Here is a 13,244-nt window from a genome sequence, read left to right as displayed (position 1 = left end):
AGTTTGAAACGTGCGTCATATCTGTTCATGTAACCCTCGGGGTTGGATCTGACGTCCAACTCCCGGGGGTCACTTCATGGACGGGTTTACGGCGTGTCCTGCAACCCCACCCCACCTCGCCAGCCCACGGAAACCCTGCTTTTGCCGTTGCCGTTGCCGTTGATCCGGCAGGTGCCGGGCCGCAGGCCCGGCCGAACCCCTCAATTACGCTGGAACAGCGCCTGCACATCCTTCCGGAACGCCGCCTGGCTGTCCGCCCGGCTGTAGAACATGTGCCCGCCCGGATAACTGCGCACCTGCACCCGGTCCGGATTGCTGCCCATCGCCGGCATCTGGTCCACCGTCAGGATCGACCCCATGAACGGGCACGACAGATCATTCCAGCCATGCACGATCAGCACCTGCAGATGCGGATCGATCGCCACCGCCTGCCGCAGCTGGGTCACCGCGCCCTGGCGCAGCTCGCCGTTGCGGTCCCACAGCCGGTTCACGTCGTAGTTCAGCGCCTGGTAGCGTGCATCCACCTTCCAGCCGACCACGCGCGTCACGAAGTCGACCATCGCGGTGGTGGTCGGCGCGATGATGCTGTCCAGCAGCGGATCGTTGGCGCGCTGTTCCGGATCATTCGGGAACGGATCGAACGCGGTCACGTTGGAGTCGTAGCGGCTGCCCAGCGTGCCCTTGTCGCGGAATACCTCACGCAGATAGGCCTGCGTCTCCAGTCGGCCACCGGCGCGGCGCACGAACTGCGCATCCAGCCCGGTCAGCTCGGTCACCCGGCGCAGCATCGCCTCGGTCGCCTGCGGATCGCTGCGGCCCTTCATCAGCGCAGTGGCGTAGTCGCCGCGGGTGTATTCCACCACGTCGCGCATCGCCGCATCGGTCAGTTTGCCCTGGCGCTCCAGGTGCGCTGCAGCGATCGACGGCAGCGTCTGCATCCACGCCATCGGCGAGACATCGGCGTTGTCTTCCAGGGTCGGGCTCAGGTAGGGCGACACCAGCACCAGGCCGTTCATCGCCACGCCCAGGCGGGTCTGCAGGAAGTGGGTGATGCGCGGGCCGCGGTAGCCGCCGTAGCTCTCGCCGGTCAGGTACTTGCGTGCACCCATGCGCTGGTTGCGCAGCAGCCAGTCGTAGATCGAGCGCGACAGGTATTCGATGTCGGCGCTGGGGTTGTACAGCTGCTTCTTCGCCTCGTCATCGCCGATGCGCGCACGGCTGAAGCCAGTGCCGACCGGGTCGATGAACACCAGGTCGGTGAAGTCCAGCCAGGTGCCGGGGTTGTCGTGCAGGGTGGCCGGCGCCGATGCGCTGTCCCCCTCCGAACCAAAGGTGACCACCTTGGGTCCGATCGCGCCCATGTTGAGGTAGACCGACGATGCACCCGGGCCGCCATTGAGCGCGAAGGTCACCGGCCGGTCCTTGCCCGGCATCGTGTAGGCGGTGAACACCACATCGGCGATCACCTTGCCCTTGGCATCGCGTACCGGCAGGGTGCCGACGGTGGCGGTGTAGTCCAGGGTGCGGCCGGCCAGGCGCATGCTCTGGCGGACCGAGGCGTCGGCGGGCAGCGCAGGCGCTTCGGTCTTGTCGTCTTTCGGGTCGGGCTTGGCCTCGGCGTCGGGCGCGGCCAGCACGCTGGCAGGGGCGATGAGCAGGCCGACGCAGAGCGCGGCAGTGTGCAGCAGGGACTTCATGGCACCGGATCGGCAGCGGAAGGGGGTTCCGATGCTAGGCCGGTGGCGGCCCATGCCGTATGTGTCCAAAGGCATGGCCGCGCGTCGAGGCCGCCAGTGGCCAGATTGGGTCAAGCGGGCAGGGTGGTGCGCAGTTCGTCGTCGGCCAGCAGGCCGTATACCGCCGAATCGGACAGTTCGCCCTGGATGCGCCAGCGCTGCCGCAGCACGCCCTCCAGGTGGAAGCCCAGCCGTTCAAGCACGTGTGCCGAGGGCCGGTTGCGCGGGTCGACTTCGGCTTCCACGCGATGCAGGCGCAGGGTCTGGAACAGGTAGTCCAGCAGATGCTGCAGCGCTTCGTGCATGTAGCCCTGGCCTTGCCTGTCGGGGGCCAGAAGGTAGCCGATCTCGGCACGAGCGGCATCGCGATCCAGGGCGAACACCACGCAGATGCCCAGCAACGGGCCATCCAGCGTTTCGCGCACGGCCAGCTTGAGCTGGGTGCCGGTGGCCTGTGCCGCCAGGTCATCGTCGATCTGCGCGCGCGCTTCGGCCGGTCGTGTCCACGCCGGGTGGTTCCAGAACCGCATCACGTCCGGATCGGACTGGATCGCGAACAGGGCGGCCGCATCGTCGCGGCGGATCGGGCTCAGGACCAGGCGCGCGCTGTGCAGCGGCAGGCCCGGGAACAGCAGCGAGTGGCTGGCCAATACGATGGTCCACACAGATGGACGCGCATTATGGCGCCGCCGGGTTTGCCGATGGGGGCGTAATGCCAAGGGCACATGAACCGGCATTACCGGGCGATGGGGCCAGAGCCGTTTCCCTGCAGGAAACGGATCCGGCCCCGCGTCGGGTCAGACTTCCAGCGAAGCCAGATCGCCCTTGCTCTCCAGCCAGCCCTTGCGGTCGGAGGCGCGCTTCTTGGCCAGCAGCATGTCCATCAGCGAGCTCGTCTGCTCGCGATCGTCCACGGTCAGCTGCACCAGGCGGCGCGTATCCGGGTGGATGGTGGATTCACGCAGCTGCGGCGGGTTCATCTCGCCCAGGCCCTTGAAGCGGGTCACGTTGATGGCGCCCTTGATCTTCTCGCGTTCGATCTTGTCCAGCATCGAGCGCTTTTCTTCTTCATCCAGGGCGTAGAACACCTGCTTGCCCACGTCGATGCGGAACAGCGGCGGCATCGCCACGAACACGTGGCCGGCATCGACCAGCGCCGGGAAGTGCTTCAGGAACAGTGCGGTCAGCAGGGTTGCGATGTGCAGGCCGTCGGAGTCCGCGTCGGCCAGGATGATGACCTTGCCGTAACGCAGGCCGCTGATGTCGTCCTTGCCGGGGTCGCAGCCGATGGCGATGGCCAGGTTGTGTACTTCCTCCGAGGCCAGCACGCTGTTGGACGAGACTTCCCAGGTGTTCAGGATCTTGCCGCGCAACGGCATGATGGCCTGGAAGTCCTTGTCGCGGGCCTGCTTGGCACTGCCCCCTGCCGAGTCGCCTTCCACCAGGAACAGCTCGGTACGCGACAGGTCCTGGCTGATGCAGTCGGCCAGCTTGCCGGGCAGGGCCGGGCCCTGGGTGACCTTCTTGCGGACGACCAGCTTCTCGGTCTTCAGGCGTGCGCTGGCGCGCTCGATGGCGATCTGCGCGATTTTCTCGCCCAGCTCGACGTTCTGGTTCAACAGCAGGCTGAAGGCATCGTGGGCGGCGCCTTCAACGAAGCCGGCGGCCTGGCGCGAGGACAGGCGTTCCTTGGTCTGGCCACTGAACTGCGGGTCGGTCATCTTCAGCGACAGCACGAACGACACGCGGTCCCACACGTCTTCCGGGGCCAGCTTGACGCCGCGCGGCAGCAGGTTGCGGAAGTCGCAGAACTCGCGCAGCGCCTCGGTCAGGCCGGTACGCAGGCCGTTGACGTGGGTGCCGTGCTGGGCGGTGGGAATCAGGTTGACGTAGCTTTCCTGCACCAGCTCGCCTTCCGGCAGCCAGGCCACGGCCCAGTCCACCACCTCGGTGTCCTTCTTCAGGTTGCCGACGAACAGGTCGGCCGGCAGCGATTCGCGTTCGCCCAGTTCCAGCTTCAGGTAATCGCGCAGGCCGTCTTCGTAGTACCAGGTGTCGACTTCACCGGTGGCCTCATCGGTCAGCTTGACCGTCAGGCCCGGGCACAGCACGGCCTTGGCGCGCAGCAGGTGCTTCAGCGCGCGCACCGCGAACTTGGGCGTGTCGAAGTATTTCGGGTCAGGCCAGAAGCGCACGCGGGTGCCGGTGTTCTTCTTGCCGACGCTGCCGACCACTTCCAGCGGCGTGGCGCGGTCGCCGTTGCGGAAGGTGATGCGGTGCTCGGCACCTTCGCGCTTGATGTGCACTTCCACCAGGGTCGACAGCGCATTGACCACGCTGACGCCGACGCCGTGCAGGCCGCCGGAGAAGGTGTAGTTGTTGTTGCTGAACTTGCCGCCCGCATGCAGGCGGGTGAGGATCAGCTCGACACCCGGGATCTTCTCTTCCGGATGGATGTCCACCGGCATGCCGCGGCCGTCATCGCTGACCTCCACGCTGCCGTCCTTGTACAGGGTGATCTCGATCGAGCGGGCGTGGCCAGCGAGGGCCTCGTCCACCGAGTTGTCGATCACTTCCTGCGCCAGGTGGTTCGGGCGCGCGGTGTCGGTATACATGCCGGGACGGCGCTTGACCGGGTCAAGGCCGGACAGGACTTCAATATCGGCGGCGTTATAACGGGCGTTCATCTGTCTTCGAAAGCTTGGAGCGACGGGCAAGTGTGGGGTCTGGCACGGGATTTTGCACGCCTGCGGTTCAGTCTCGGCGACGCAGAGGGGGTAAAATGGCAGCTGCTGGAATCTGAACACCGGCGACCCCCGTTGGGTCGAAACGTCCAAGCCATACCGCGAGGAGGACCTCATGAAGAAGTTGCTGACCATTGCGATCCTGGCCGCTGCCGCCGTTGCAGTGCCGCTGGTGGTGGCGCAGAACGCCGGCCAGCCGGCCCCGCAGCAGGGTGACCAGGCCGACAAGGCGCAGGCCGAGGCCGATGCCAAGGCCAAGCGTCGGGCCCAGGCCAATGCCGAAATGAAGGCGCAGGGCCAGCCGGCCCCGCAGCAGGAAGAGGAAGAGGAAGCGCGCAAGAAGCGCTGATCCCGCCCCCTGCCAGGCGCCCTTGCGACAAGGGTTGCGCTCCGGAACGCCCCGCTTTGCGGGGCGTTTCTTTTTAGTGGCGTGCCATCTGCCTCTTGGGTTGGCGGCCATCAATCTGTAAACTATGGCTTTCCGGGAGTAAGTGCGTGTCCACCATTTGCGAATGGGCTGGAGCGGCCAAGCGTGGCTTCCAGCATGGCGGGTCGCAGGTGACGGTCGATTTGACCGGCACGGTCGCCCCGACCTCGCACGGTGGTCCCCGTCCGGCGCCTGCCGTCGCACGGATCCGCACCTCCCTCGCTGCCACAGCGAACCGGAAAACCCCCTCTGAGCACCATGCCTGCCCTCCGGGCGCGCGTGGTGCTGCCGTTTTCCATTTCCAGACAGGATGCTTGCAGCCATGACTCCCTTGATTTTCGTAACCGGCGGCGTGGTGTCCTCGCTCGGCAAAGGCATTGCCGCCGCGTCACTGGCCGCCATTCTCGAAGCCCGTGGCCTGAAGGTCACGATGATGAAGCTCGACCCGTACATCAACGTCGACCCGGGCACCATGAGCCCGTTCCAGCACGGTGAGGTCTACGTCACCGACGACGGCGCCGAGACCGACCTCGACCTGGGCCACTACGAGCGCTTCGTGCGCACCCGCCTGAGCCGCAAGAACTCGGTCACCACCGGCCGCATCTACGAGAACGTGATCCGCAAGGAGCGCCGTGGCGACTACCTGGGCGCGACGGTGCAGGTCATTCCGCACATCACCGACGAGATCCGCCGCTGCATCGATGAAGCCACCGAAGGCTACGACGTGGCGCTGGTCGAGATCGGCGGTACTGTCGGCGACATCGAGTCGCTGCCGTTCCTGGAAGCGATCCGCCAGGTGCGCACCGAGCGTGGCCCGGAGAAGGCGCTGTTCATGCACCTTACCCTGGTGCCGTACATCGGCGCCGCCGGCGAGCTGAAGACCAAGCCGACCCAGCATTCGGTGAAGGAGCTGCGCTCGATCGGCATCCAGCCGGACGTGCTGCTGTGCCGCTCCGAGCAGGCGGTGCCGGATTCGGAGCGCCGCAAGATCGCCCAGTTCACCAACGTCTCCGAGCGCGCGGTGATCAGCGTGCCGGACGTGGACGTCCTGTACCGCATTCCGTCGGGCCTGCACGCGCAGGGCCTGGACGAGATCGTGGTCAACCAGCTGAAGCTGGCCGACAAGGCCGGCCCGGTCGACCTGTCGATGTGGGAAGACGCGGTCGACGCGACCCTGCATCCGCTGGACGAAGTGACCATCGCCGTGGTTGGCAAGTACGTCGATCACCAGGATGCCTACAAGTCGGTCGGCGAAGCCCTCAAGCACGGCGGCCTGCGCCAGCGCACCAAGGTCAACCTGAAGTGGCTGGAAGCACAGGACCTGGAAGGCACCGGCATGGCCGCACTGGCCGATGTCGACGGCATCCTGGTGCCGGGTGGTTTCGGTGACCGTGGTTTCGAAGGCAAGGTGCTGACCTCGAAGTTCGCCCGCGAGCAGCACGTGCCGTACTTCGGCATCTGCTACGGCATGCAGGCGGCCGTCGTCGATTACGCGCGCAACGTGGTCGGCCTGGAAGGTGCCAACAGCACCGAGAACGACCGCCAGTCGCCGAACCCGGTGATCGGCCTGATCACCGAATGGCGTACGGCAACCGGCGACGTCGAAAAGCGTGATGACAAGAGCGACCTCGGTGGCACCATGCGCCTGGGCCTGCAGGAACAGCGCCTGAAGCCGGGCACGCTGGCCCGTGAGCTGTACGGCAAGGACGTGGTTGCCGAGCGCCACCGCCACCGCTACGAGTTCAACAACCGCTACCGCACCCAGCTGGAGGATGCGGGCCTGGTGATCGCCGGCAAGTCGATGGACGACACCCTGGTGGAAGTGGTCGAGCTGCCGCGCGATGCGCACCCGTGGTTCCTGGCCTGCCAGGCGCACCCGGAATTCCTGTCCACGCCGCGTGACGGCCACCCGCTGTTCATCGGTTTCATCCGTGCCGCACGCGAGCGCAAGGCCGGCGGCAAGCTGCTGCAGGAAGCCCGCGCCTGACTTGTGATGGGGGCCGCCGGCCCCCATCTTGCACGCTTCAACCCCCAGCGCACCGGCCCGGCCGGTGCCGCGGACAACAAGGAAACGCCATGAAACTGTGTGGATTCGAGGTCGGGCTGGACCAGCCCCTGTTCCTGATCGCCGGCCCCTGCGTGATCGAGTCGATGCAGCTGCAGCTCGATACCGCCGGCAAGTTGAAGGAAGTCACCGACAAGCTCGGCGTCAACTTCATCTTCAAGTCCAGCTTCGACAAGGCCAACCGCACTTCGGGCACCGCATTCCGCGGCCCGGGCATGGAAGAGGGCCTGAAGGTCCTGGCCGAGGTCAAGAAGCAGATCGGCGTGCCGGTGCTGACCGACGTCCACGAATACACCCCGATGGAAGAAGTGGCCTCGGTGGTGGACGTGCTGCAGACCCCGGCGTTCCTGGTCCGCCAGACCGACTTCATCCGCAAGGTGTGCTCGGCCGGCAAGCCGGTCAACATCAAGAAGGGCCAGTTCCTGGCACCGTGGGACATGAAGCCGGTCGTGGAGAAGGCCAAGGCCACCGGCAATGAGCAGATCATGGTCTGCGAACGTGGTGCCAGCTTCGGCTACAACAACCTGGTCAGCGACATGCGTTCGCTGGCGGTGATGCGCGATACCGGTTGCCCGGTGGTGTTTGACGCCACCCATTCGGTGCAGCTGCCGGGTGGGCAGGGCACCAGTTCCGGTGGCCAGCGTGAGCACGTGCCGGTGCTGGCCCGTGCCGCCGTCGCGGTGGGCATCTCCGGCCTGTTCGCCGAGACCCATCCGGACCCGTCCAAGGCGCTGTCCGATGGCCCCAATGCGTGGCCGCTGGACCAGATGGAAGCGCTGCTCGAGACCCTGATGGAACTCGATGCGGTGACCAAGAAGCACGGCTTTTCGCGCTTCGCGTGAGTGGTGACCCGTGGCTGGCGCTGGAAACCCAGCGTCACCGCCGGCACTGGAAACAGTGGCCCTGGGGCCTGATCGCACTGGGTCTGGCCGTGCTGTTCACCGTGGGCATGTTCGGGCTGGTACTGATCGGCGCTGCGTCGGTGCGGCCACCCGGTGATCGCAGCAGCGCGCTCGATCTGCGCGCGTACTTCATTGCGCTGCTGGTCGCGGAGCTGCTCGGTGCGGTGGGCTGCGTCGCGGCCGCGGTGCTGGCCTGGCGGCTGAACCGCGGCAAGGTGACGGCTGGCCTGGCGATCATCCTGCTCTCGCTGTGGCTGGGTGCCCTGTTCTACGGATTGCTTTGATGAATACGACCACATCGGCGCGTGGCTGGCCCTGGGGCCTGATCGCGCTGGGGCTGGCCGTGTTGACCTGGATCGCCCTGGTGGTGGGCGTGCTGGCCTTCACGTCCGGTTTCCGGCCGCCGGGGGACGGAAACAACGGCGTGCAGGAAACGCAGTGGTGGCTGCTGGGCGCGCTGGTCACGATGGTGCTGTCCTTCCTGGGCAGCCCGGTGGCGATGGTGCTGGCCTGGCGACGGCGGCGTGGCCCCATCCTGGCAGCGATTGCCGGTGCATTGCTGGTGATGCTGGTGTCGATGATCCTGATCGTGATCGGGTCCAATTGGGGCTGAAGCCGCCCACGCCATTTGGCAAGTGGCGGGCAGCCGGGGATAATCACGCGGCATTCGTTTTGTCGCCCCCTCTCCATACAGGTAACCGGCCCGACCATGAGTACGATCCGCAGCATCCACGCCCGTGAAATCCTCGACAGCCGTGGCAACCCCACGCTGGAAGCCGAAGTCATCCTGGAGGACGGTTCGTTCGGTCGTGCCGCGGTTCCCTCCGGCGCCTCGACCGGCACCAAGGAAGCGGTCGAGCTGCGTGATGGCGACAAGACCCGTTACCTGGGCAAGGGTGTGCGCAAGGCTGTCGACAACGTCAACACCACCATCGCCAATGCGCTGAAGGGCTTCGAAGCCACCGACCAGGCCGGCCTCGACCGTCGCCTGATCGACCTCGACGGCACCGAGAACAAAGGCCGCCTGGGCGCCAACGCGCTGCTGGGTGTTTCGATGGCCGCCGCGCACGCCGCCGCCGCCTCGAACAAGCAGGCACTGTGGCAGTACCTGGCCGCCAAGACCGGCGTGACCCCGTCGCTGCCGGTGCCGATGATGAACATCATCAACGGTGGTGCGCACGCCGACAACAACGTCGACTTCCAGGAATTCATGGTGCTGCCGGTCGGCTTCACCTCGTTCTCCGAAGCGCTGCGTGCCGGTACCGAAATCTTCCATTCGCTGAAGTCGGTGCTGAAGGGCCACGGCCTGAGCACGGCGGTCGGTGACGAAGGCGGCTTCGCGCCGGACTTCCGCAGCAACGTCGAAGCGCTGGACACCATCCTCGAAGCGATCGGCAAGGCTGGCTACACCGCCGGTGAAGACGTGCTGCTGGGCCTGGACGTCGCCTCCAGCGAGTTCTTCGAGAACGGCAAGTACAACCTGGTCGGCGAGAACAAGCGCCTGACCTCCGAGCAGTTCGTCGACTTCCTCGCCGACTGGGCCGCGCAGTATCCGATCATCACGATTGAAGATGGCCTGGCCGAGAACGACTGGGCCGGCTGGAAGCTGCTGACCGACCGCATCGGCAAGAAGGTCCAGCTGGTCGGCGACGACCTGTTCGTGACCAACCCGAAGATCTTCCAGGAAGGCATCGACTCGGGCACCGCCAACGCGATCCTGATCAAGGTCAACCAGATCGGCACCCTGAGCGAAACCCTGGAAGCGATCGCGATGGCCGACCGCGCCGGTTATGCCGCCGTCGTCTCGCACCGTTCGGGCGAAACCGAAGACACCACCATCGCCGATATCTCGGTGGCCACCACCGCCACCCAGATCAAGACCGGTTCGCTGTGCCGCAGCGATCGCGTGGCCAAGTACAACCAGCTGCTGCGCATCGAGGAAGCCCTCGGCGCCGGCGCGCGTTACGCGGGTCGTGACGCGTTCGTTTCGCTGAAGCGCTGAGCCGATGCGCGACTGGCGCTGGATGCTGCTGGTGCTGGCCCTGTTGCTGGGCTGGCTGCAGTACCGCTTCTGGTTCGGTCCGGGCAATTCGGGCGAAGTGATGATGCTCGAAGCCCAGGTCGCCAACCAGGAGCGGGACAATGAGGGTCTGCAGCAGCGCAACGACGCGCTCGCTGCCGAAGTGAAGGACCTCAAGGAAGGCCAGTCCGCCATCGAGGAGCGCGCGCGCAGCGAGCTGGGCATGATCAAGCCTGGCGAGAAGTTCTACCGTGTGGTCGAGGATGCGCCGGTCCACCCGGCGCAGCCTGCTGCCGGCGTCACTGCCCAGGCGGGCGAACACCCGGCAGACGTGCCATGAGCGCGGCGATCTGGGTCGTCGTTCCTGCGGCCGGCCGTGGCACCCGCTTCGGTGCACCGCTGCCCAAGCAGTACCTGCAGGCGGGCGGGCAGATCCTGCTCGCCCACACGCTGGACGCGCTGCTGGCGCACCCCGCCGTGGCCGGAGCGATGGTGGTGATCGGCCAGGACGATGCCGACTGGCCGGGCTGGAATGAGTGGTCGGGCAAGCCGGTGCTGACCTGCATCGGCGGCGCGACCCGTGCCGCCTCGGTGCTGGCCGGGTTGCAGGCGCTGCCGGACACCGTGCGTGCCGATGAATTCGTGCTGGTTCACGATGCTGCACGGCCGAACCTGTCGTTGGCCGATCTCGGTCGTCTGCTTGAAGTCGGTCGTGCCGACCCGGTCGGGGCGATCCTGGCTGCGCCGGTGCGCGACACCCTCAAGCGCGCTGGCGACGACGGCGGCATCGATGACACCGAGCCACGCGAGCGCCTGTGGCGCGCACTGACGCCGCAGCTGTTCCGCCGCCACCAGCTCAGCCGCGCGCTGTCCGACGCCGCTGCCGCCGGTGTTGAAGTCACCGACGAGGCCATGGCCATGGAGCGCCAGGGCCAGCGCCCGCTGCTGGTGGAAGGCAGCGAGGACAACTTCAAGGTAACCACTCCGGCCGATCTGGACCGGTTCGAATTCGTACTTTCCCGCCGCGCCGGCTGACCGTCCGCGCGGCCCTGTTGCAAGGGTTGCATCCATGAGCACCGCACCGTTCCCGCCCGTCCGCATCGGCCAGGGCTACGACGTCCATGCCTTCGGTGAAGGCGACCACATCATGCTTGGCGGCGTGAACGTGCCGCACAGCTGCGGCGTGCTCGCACACAGCGATGGCGACGTGATCCTGCACGCCCTGTGCGATGCGATGCTCGGCGCGTTGGCGCTGGGCGATATCGGCCAGCATTTCCCGCCGAGTGACGACCGCTGGAAGGGCGCCGACAGCAGTGATTTCGTTCGCCATTGCGACAGCCTGCTGCGCGAGCGTGGCTGGCGCGTCGGCAACACCGACATCACCGTGATCTGCGAGCGGCCGAAGGTCGGCCCGCATGCGCTGGCGATGCGTGAGCGCATCGGTGGGTTGCTGCAGCTGCCGCTGGATGCAGTCAGCGTCAAGGCCACCACGTCTGAGAAGCTGGGCTTCACCGGCCGTGGCGAAGGCATCGCCGCACAGGCGGTGGTACTGCTGGTGGCGGCATGATCCCGCTGCCGTTGGCGTTTGGTGCACCGTTGCTGACGGCGCGCATCCGCACCACGCCGGACGATTTCCAGGTCGACGAACTGCCGGCCTTCGAGGCGACCGGTGAAGGCGAGCACCTGCTGCTGCATATCCGCAAGCGTGGAGCCAACACCGTGCATGTGGCCAAGCTGCTGGCCAAGTGGGCGGGCCTGCCGGAAATGGCGGTGAGCTACGCCGGCATGAAGGATCGCCACGCGGTCACCACCCAGCGTTTCAGCGTGCACCTGCCAAAGCGCATCGCGCCGGACCTGGCCGAGTTGGCCAGTGACGAAATCGAGGTGCTCGAAGCGACCTGGCACAACCGCAAGCTGCAGCGCGGTGCACTGGCCGGCAACCGCTTCAAGCTGGTACTGCGCGAGGTGCAGGGGGATGCCGCCGCGATCAGCGAGCGCCTGCAGCAGATTGCCGTGCGCGGCCTGCCGAACTGGTTCGGCGAACAGCGCTTTGGCCGTGACGGCGGCAATGTGCCGGCGGCACTGGCGATGTTCGGTGGCCGCCGCATGCGCAAGGACCAGCGTTCGCTGCTGCTCTCTGCAGCCCGCTCGGCGCTGTTCAACCGCGTGCTGGCCGCGCGCGTGGAGCAGGGCAACTGGGATCAGCCGCTCGATGGCGAAGTGTGGATGCTCGATGGCAGCCGCAGCGTGTTCGGACCCGAGCCGTACACCGACGTGCTGGCCGAGCGACTGGCGCGTTTCGACATCCATCCCAGCGCACCGCTGTGGGGCGAAGGCGAGCTGCGCAGCGCCGACGCGGCACGTGAGCTGGAGCTGGCCGCGCTGGACGACGACGAGTCAAAGGCACTGCGGGCCGGCCTGGAAGACGCACGGCTGAAGCAGGAGCGCCGCGCATTGCGCCTGCGCCCGGCGCTGCTGCAGCACCAGTGGCTGGCCGACGACGTGCTGGAGCTGTCATTCGCGCTGCCGCCAGGCTGCTACGCCACCGCCGTACTGCACGAACTCGGCTCGGTCGAAGACGCCTCGCAGGCCTGACAGAAAAAGGGGACGGAGGGAATTAAGTCGTTTGTGCCACAAACGACTTAATTCCCTCCGTCCCCTTTTTCATCTACGGGCCAGCAGCACCAGCACCGCGCCGGTGCCGCCTTGTCCGGTCGGCGCCGAATGGAACGCCAGTACGTCGTTGCGCAGCCGCAGCAGGCGATCGACCAGATTCTTCAGCACCGGTGCACCGCCATCGGACTGCAGGCCCTTGCCGTGGATGATGCGCACGCAGCCATAGTCGTGTGCATGTGCCTCCAGCAGGAACTGGCGCAGCAGCGCCTCCGCCTGCGACGCAGTGGCGCCGTGCAGGTCCAGCTCGTCCTGCACCGAGTACTGGCCACGCTTGAGGCGCTGGAACAAGCGTGGTGGCAGGTTGTCGCGGCGATAGCTGGCCACGTCGCCGGCTTCCAGCGGCGTGCTGTCGCGCAGCAGCCGGGCGAATTCGCCGGCGGCTTCGGCCTCGTCACGTTCGGCCATGCGCGCGCGCGGCTTCGGCCGGGGCGCGGCAGGCGCCGGCTCGGCATCCTTGCGCAGCGGCGTCACTTCGCCGATGGCCGCACGGAACAATGCGGCCGGATCTTCGTCTTCAGGGTGCGACATGCGCACAGGGTAAACCGCCGGCGCATCTCTGCCTATGACGGTTCGATGTCGGTCATGACCGCCGACAGGGTAGGACCGGCGGCTCGCATGCGGCACAATAGACGATGCCCTTGCAGGGTCGACGGCTTCCGCAGGGGAGTACGGCG

14 protein-coding genes are annotated in these 13,244 nt (G+C 66.7%); 10 read left to right on the top strand and 4 right to left on the bottom strand.

Annotated features, from left to right (window positions below):
* Positions 1–200: 200 nt before the first annotated feature.
* From ACX9OT_RS20155 to parE, 3 genes are all read right to left on the bottom strand, one after another.
* Positions 201–1,697, bottom strand: coding sequence for a S10 family peptidase (locus ACX9OT_RS20155; RefSeq protein WP_459003398.1), 1,497 nt, complete (start codon positions 1,695–1,697; stop codon positions 201–203).
* Between the two features lie 110 nt (positions 1,698–1,807).
* Positions 1,808–2,386 (bottom strand): GNAT family N-acetyltransferase, encoded by a 579-nt coding sequence (locus ACX9OT_RS20150; RefSeq protein ID WP_107432345.1) that lies wholly within the window; start codon positions 2,384–2,386, stop codon positions 1,808–1,810.
* 147 nt (positions 2,387–2,533) lie between these two features.
* Positions 2,534–4,423, bottom strand: a complete 1,890-nt coding sequence (parE, locus tag ACX9OT_RS20145) for a DNA topoisomerase IV subunit B (protein ID WP_005408996.1) — start codon at positions 4,421–4,423, stop codon at positions 2,534–2,536.
* A 172-nt stretch (positions 4,424–4,595) separates the two neighbouring features.
* Between parE and ACX9OT_RS20140 the strand changes: the two genes are divergently transcribed.
* The 10 genes from ACX9OT_RS20140 to truD all read left to right on the top strand — a co-directional run bounded on the left by ACX9OT_RS20140 (position 4,596) and on the right by truD (position 12,489).
* Positions 4,596–4,829 (top strand): hypothetical protein, encoded by a 234-nt coding sequence (locus ACX9OT_RS20140; protein ID WP_005416022.1) that lies wholly within the window; start codon positions 4,596–4,598, stop codon positions 4,827–4,829.
* Between the two features lie 400 nt (positions 4,830–5,229).
* Positions 5,230–6,894 carry a CTP synthase gene (locus tag ACX9OT_RS20135; protein WP_458075220.1) on the top strand — a complete coding sequence of 555 codons (1,665 nt, stop codon included), beginning with the start codon at positions 5,230–5,232 and terminating at the stop codon, positions 6,892–6,894.
* Positions 6,895–6,983: 89 nt separating this feature from the next.
* Entirely contained in the window at positions 6,984–7,814 is an 831-nt protein-coding gene (gene kdsA / locus ACX9OT_RS20130) for a 3-deoxy-8-phosphooctulonate synthase (RefSeq protein ID WP_459003395.1), read from the top strand.
* The gene (locus ACX9OT_RS20125; RefSeq protein WP_459003393.1) at positions 7,811–8,158 is read left to right on the top strand and encodes a hypothetical protein; all 348 of its coding nucleotides are present in this window, start codon (positions 7,811–7,813) and stop codon (positions 8,156–8,158) included. The genes kdsA and ACX9OT_RS20125 overlap by 4 nt, the downstream gene beginning before the upstream one ends.
* Positions 8,158–8,487, top strand: coding sequence for a hypothetical protein (locus ACX9OT_RS20120; protein WP_459003391.1), 330 nt, complete (start codon positions 8,158–8,160; stop codon positions 8,485–8,487). The genes ACX9OT_RS20125 and ACX9OT_RS20120 overlap by 1 nt, the downstream gene beginning before the upstream one ends.
* 96 nt (positions 8,488–8,583) lie before the next feature.
* Positions 8,584–9,876: a phosphopyruvate hydratase gene (eno, locus tag ACX9OT_RS20115; protein ID WP_032130116.1), complete on the top strand. Its 1,293-nt coding sequence runs from the start codon at positions 8,584–8,586 to the stop codon at positions 9,874–9,876.
* 4 nt (positions 9,877–9,880) lie between these two features.
* Positions 9,881–10,234, top strand: coding sequence for a cell division protein FtsB (gene ftsB / locus ACX9OT_RS20110; protein WP_032130117.1), 354 nt, complete (start codon positions 9,881–9,883; stop codon positions 10,232–10,234).
* Complete coding sequence (ispD, locus tag ACX9OT_RS20105; RefSeq protein WP_459003388.1) at positions 10,231–10,929, top strand: 2-C-methyl-D-erythritol 4-phosphate cytidylyltransferase; 699 nt, start codon at positions 10,231–10,233, stop codon at positions 10,927–10,929. Before ftsB ends, ispD begins: the two co-directional genes overlap by 4 nt.
* A 34-nt stretch (positions 10,930–10,963) precedes the next feature.
* Positions 10,964–11,461, top strand: a complete 498-nt coding sequence (gene ispF / locus ACX9OT_RS20100) for a 2-C-methyl-D-erythritol 2,4-cyclodiphosphate synthase (RefSeq protein ID WP_005409005.1) — start codon at positions 10,964–10,966, stop codon at positions 11,459–11,461.
* Positions 11,458–12,489 (top strand): tRNA pseudouridine(13) synthase TruD, encoded by a 1,032-nt coding sequence (truD, locus tag ACX9OT_RS20095; RefSeq protein ID WP_459003385.1) that lies wholly within the window; start codon positions 11,458–11,460, stop codon positions 12,487–12,489. Before ispF ends, truD begins: the two co-directional genes overlap by 4 nt.
* Positions 12,490–12,558: 69 nt before the next feature.
* Here the strand turns inward: truD and ACX9OT_RS20090 are convergent, their stop codons facing one another.
* Complete coding sequence (locus ACX9OT_RS20090) at positions 12,559–13,098, bottom strand: Smr/MutS family protein (RefSeq protein WP_032130120.1); 540 nt, start codon at positions 13,096–13,098, stop codon at positions 12,559–12,561.
* Positions 13,099–13,244 lie beyond the last annotated feature (146 nt).

This window comes from Stenotrophomonas genospecies 3 (genome assembly GCF_054473855.1).
The sequence above is the reverse complement of the archived record's forward strand: the minus strand, read 5'-3'. Positions and strand labels throughout refer to the sequence as shown.

What these genes read in the sequence shown, in the direction of transcription:
- ACX9OT_RS20155 (WP_459003398.1), bottom strand. Translation starts at nt 1,697, where the DNA reads ATGAAGTCCCTGCTGCACACTGCCGCGCTCTGCGTCGGCCTGCTCATC.
- parE (WP_005408996.1), bottom strand. Translation starts at nt 4,423, where the DNA reads ATGAACGCCCGTTATAACGCCGCCGATATTGAAGTCCTGTCCGGCCTT.
- ACX9OT_RS20140 (WP_005416022.1), top strand. Translation starts at nt 4,596, where the DNA reads ATGAAGAAGTTGCTGACCATTGCGATCCTGGCCGCTGCCGCCGTTGCA.
- ACX9OT_RS20135 (WP_458075220.1), top strand. Translation starts at nt 5,230, where the DNA reads ATGACTCCCTTGATTTTCGTAACCGGCGGCGTGGTGTCCTCGCTCGGC.
- kdsA (WP_459003395.1), top strand. Translation starts at nt 6,984, where the DNA reads ATGAAACTGTGTGGATTCGAGGTCGGGCTGGACCAGCCCCTGTTCCTG.
- ACX9OT_RS20120 (WP_459003391.1), top strand. Translation starts at nt 8,158, where the DNA reads ATGAATACGACCACATCGGCGCGTGGCTGGCCCTGGGGCCTGATCGCG.
- eno (WP_032130116.1), top strand. Translation starts at nt 8,584, where the DNA reads ATGAGTACGATCCGCAGCATCCACGCCCGTGAAATCCTCGACAGCCGT.
- ftsB (WP_032130117.1), top strand. Translation starts at nt 9,881, where the DNA reads ATGCGCGACTGGCGCTGGATGCTGCTGGTGCTGGCCCTGTTGCTGGGC.
- ispD (WP_459003388.1), top strand. Translation starts at nt 10,231, where the DNA reads ATGAGCGCGGCGATCTGGGTCGTCGTTCCTGCGGCCGGCCGTGGCACC.
- ispF (WP_005409005.1), top strand. Translation starts at nt 10,964, where the DNA reads ATGAGCACCGCACCGTTCCCGCCCGTCCGCATCGGCCAGGGCTACGAC.
- truD (WP_459003385.1), top strand. Translation starts at nt 11,458, where the DNA reads ATGATCCCGCTGCCGTTGGCGTTTGGTGCACCGTTGCTGACGGCGCGC.
- ACX9OT_RS20090 (WP_032130120.1), bottom strand. Translation starts at nt 13,098, where the DNA reads ATGTCGCACCCTGAAGACGAAGATCCGGCCGCATTGTTCCGTGCGGCC.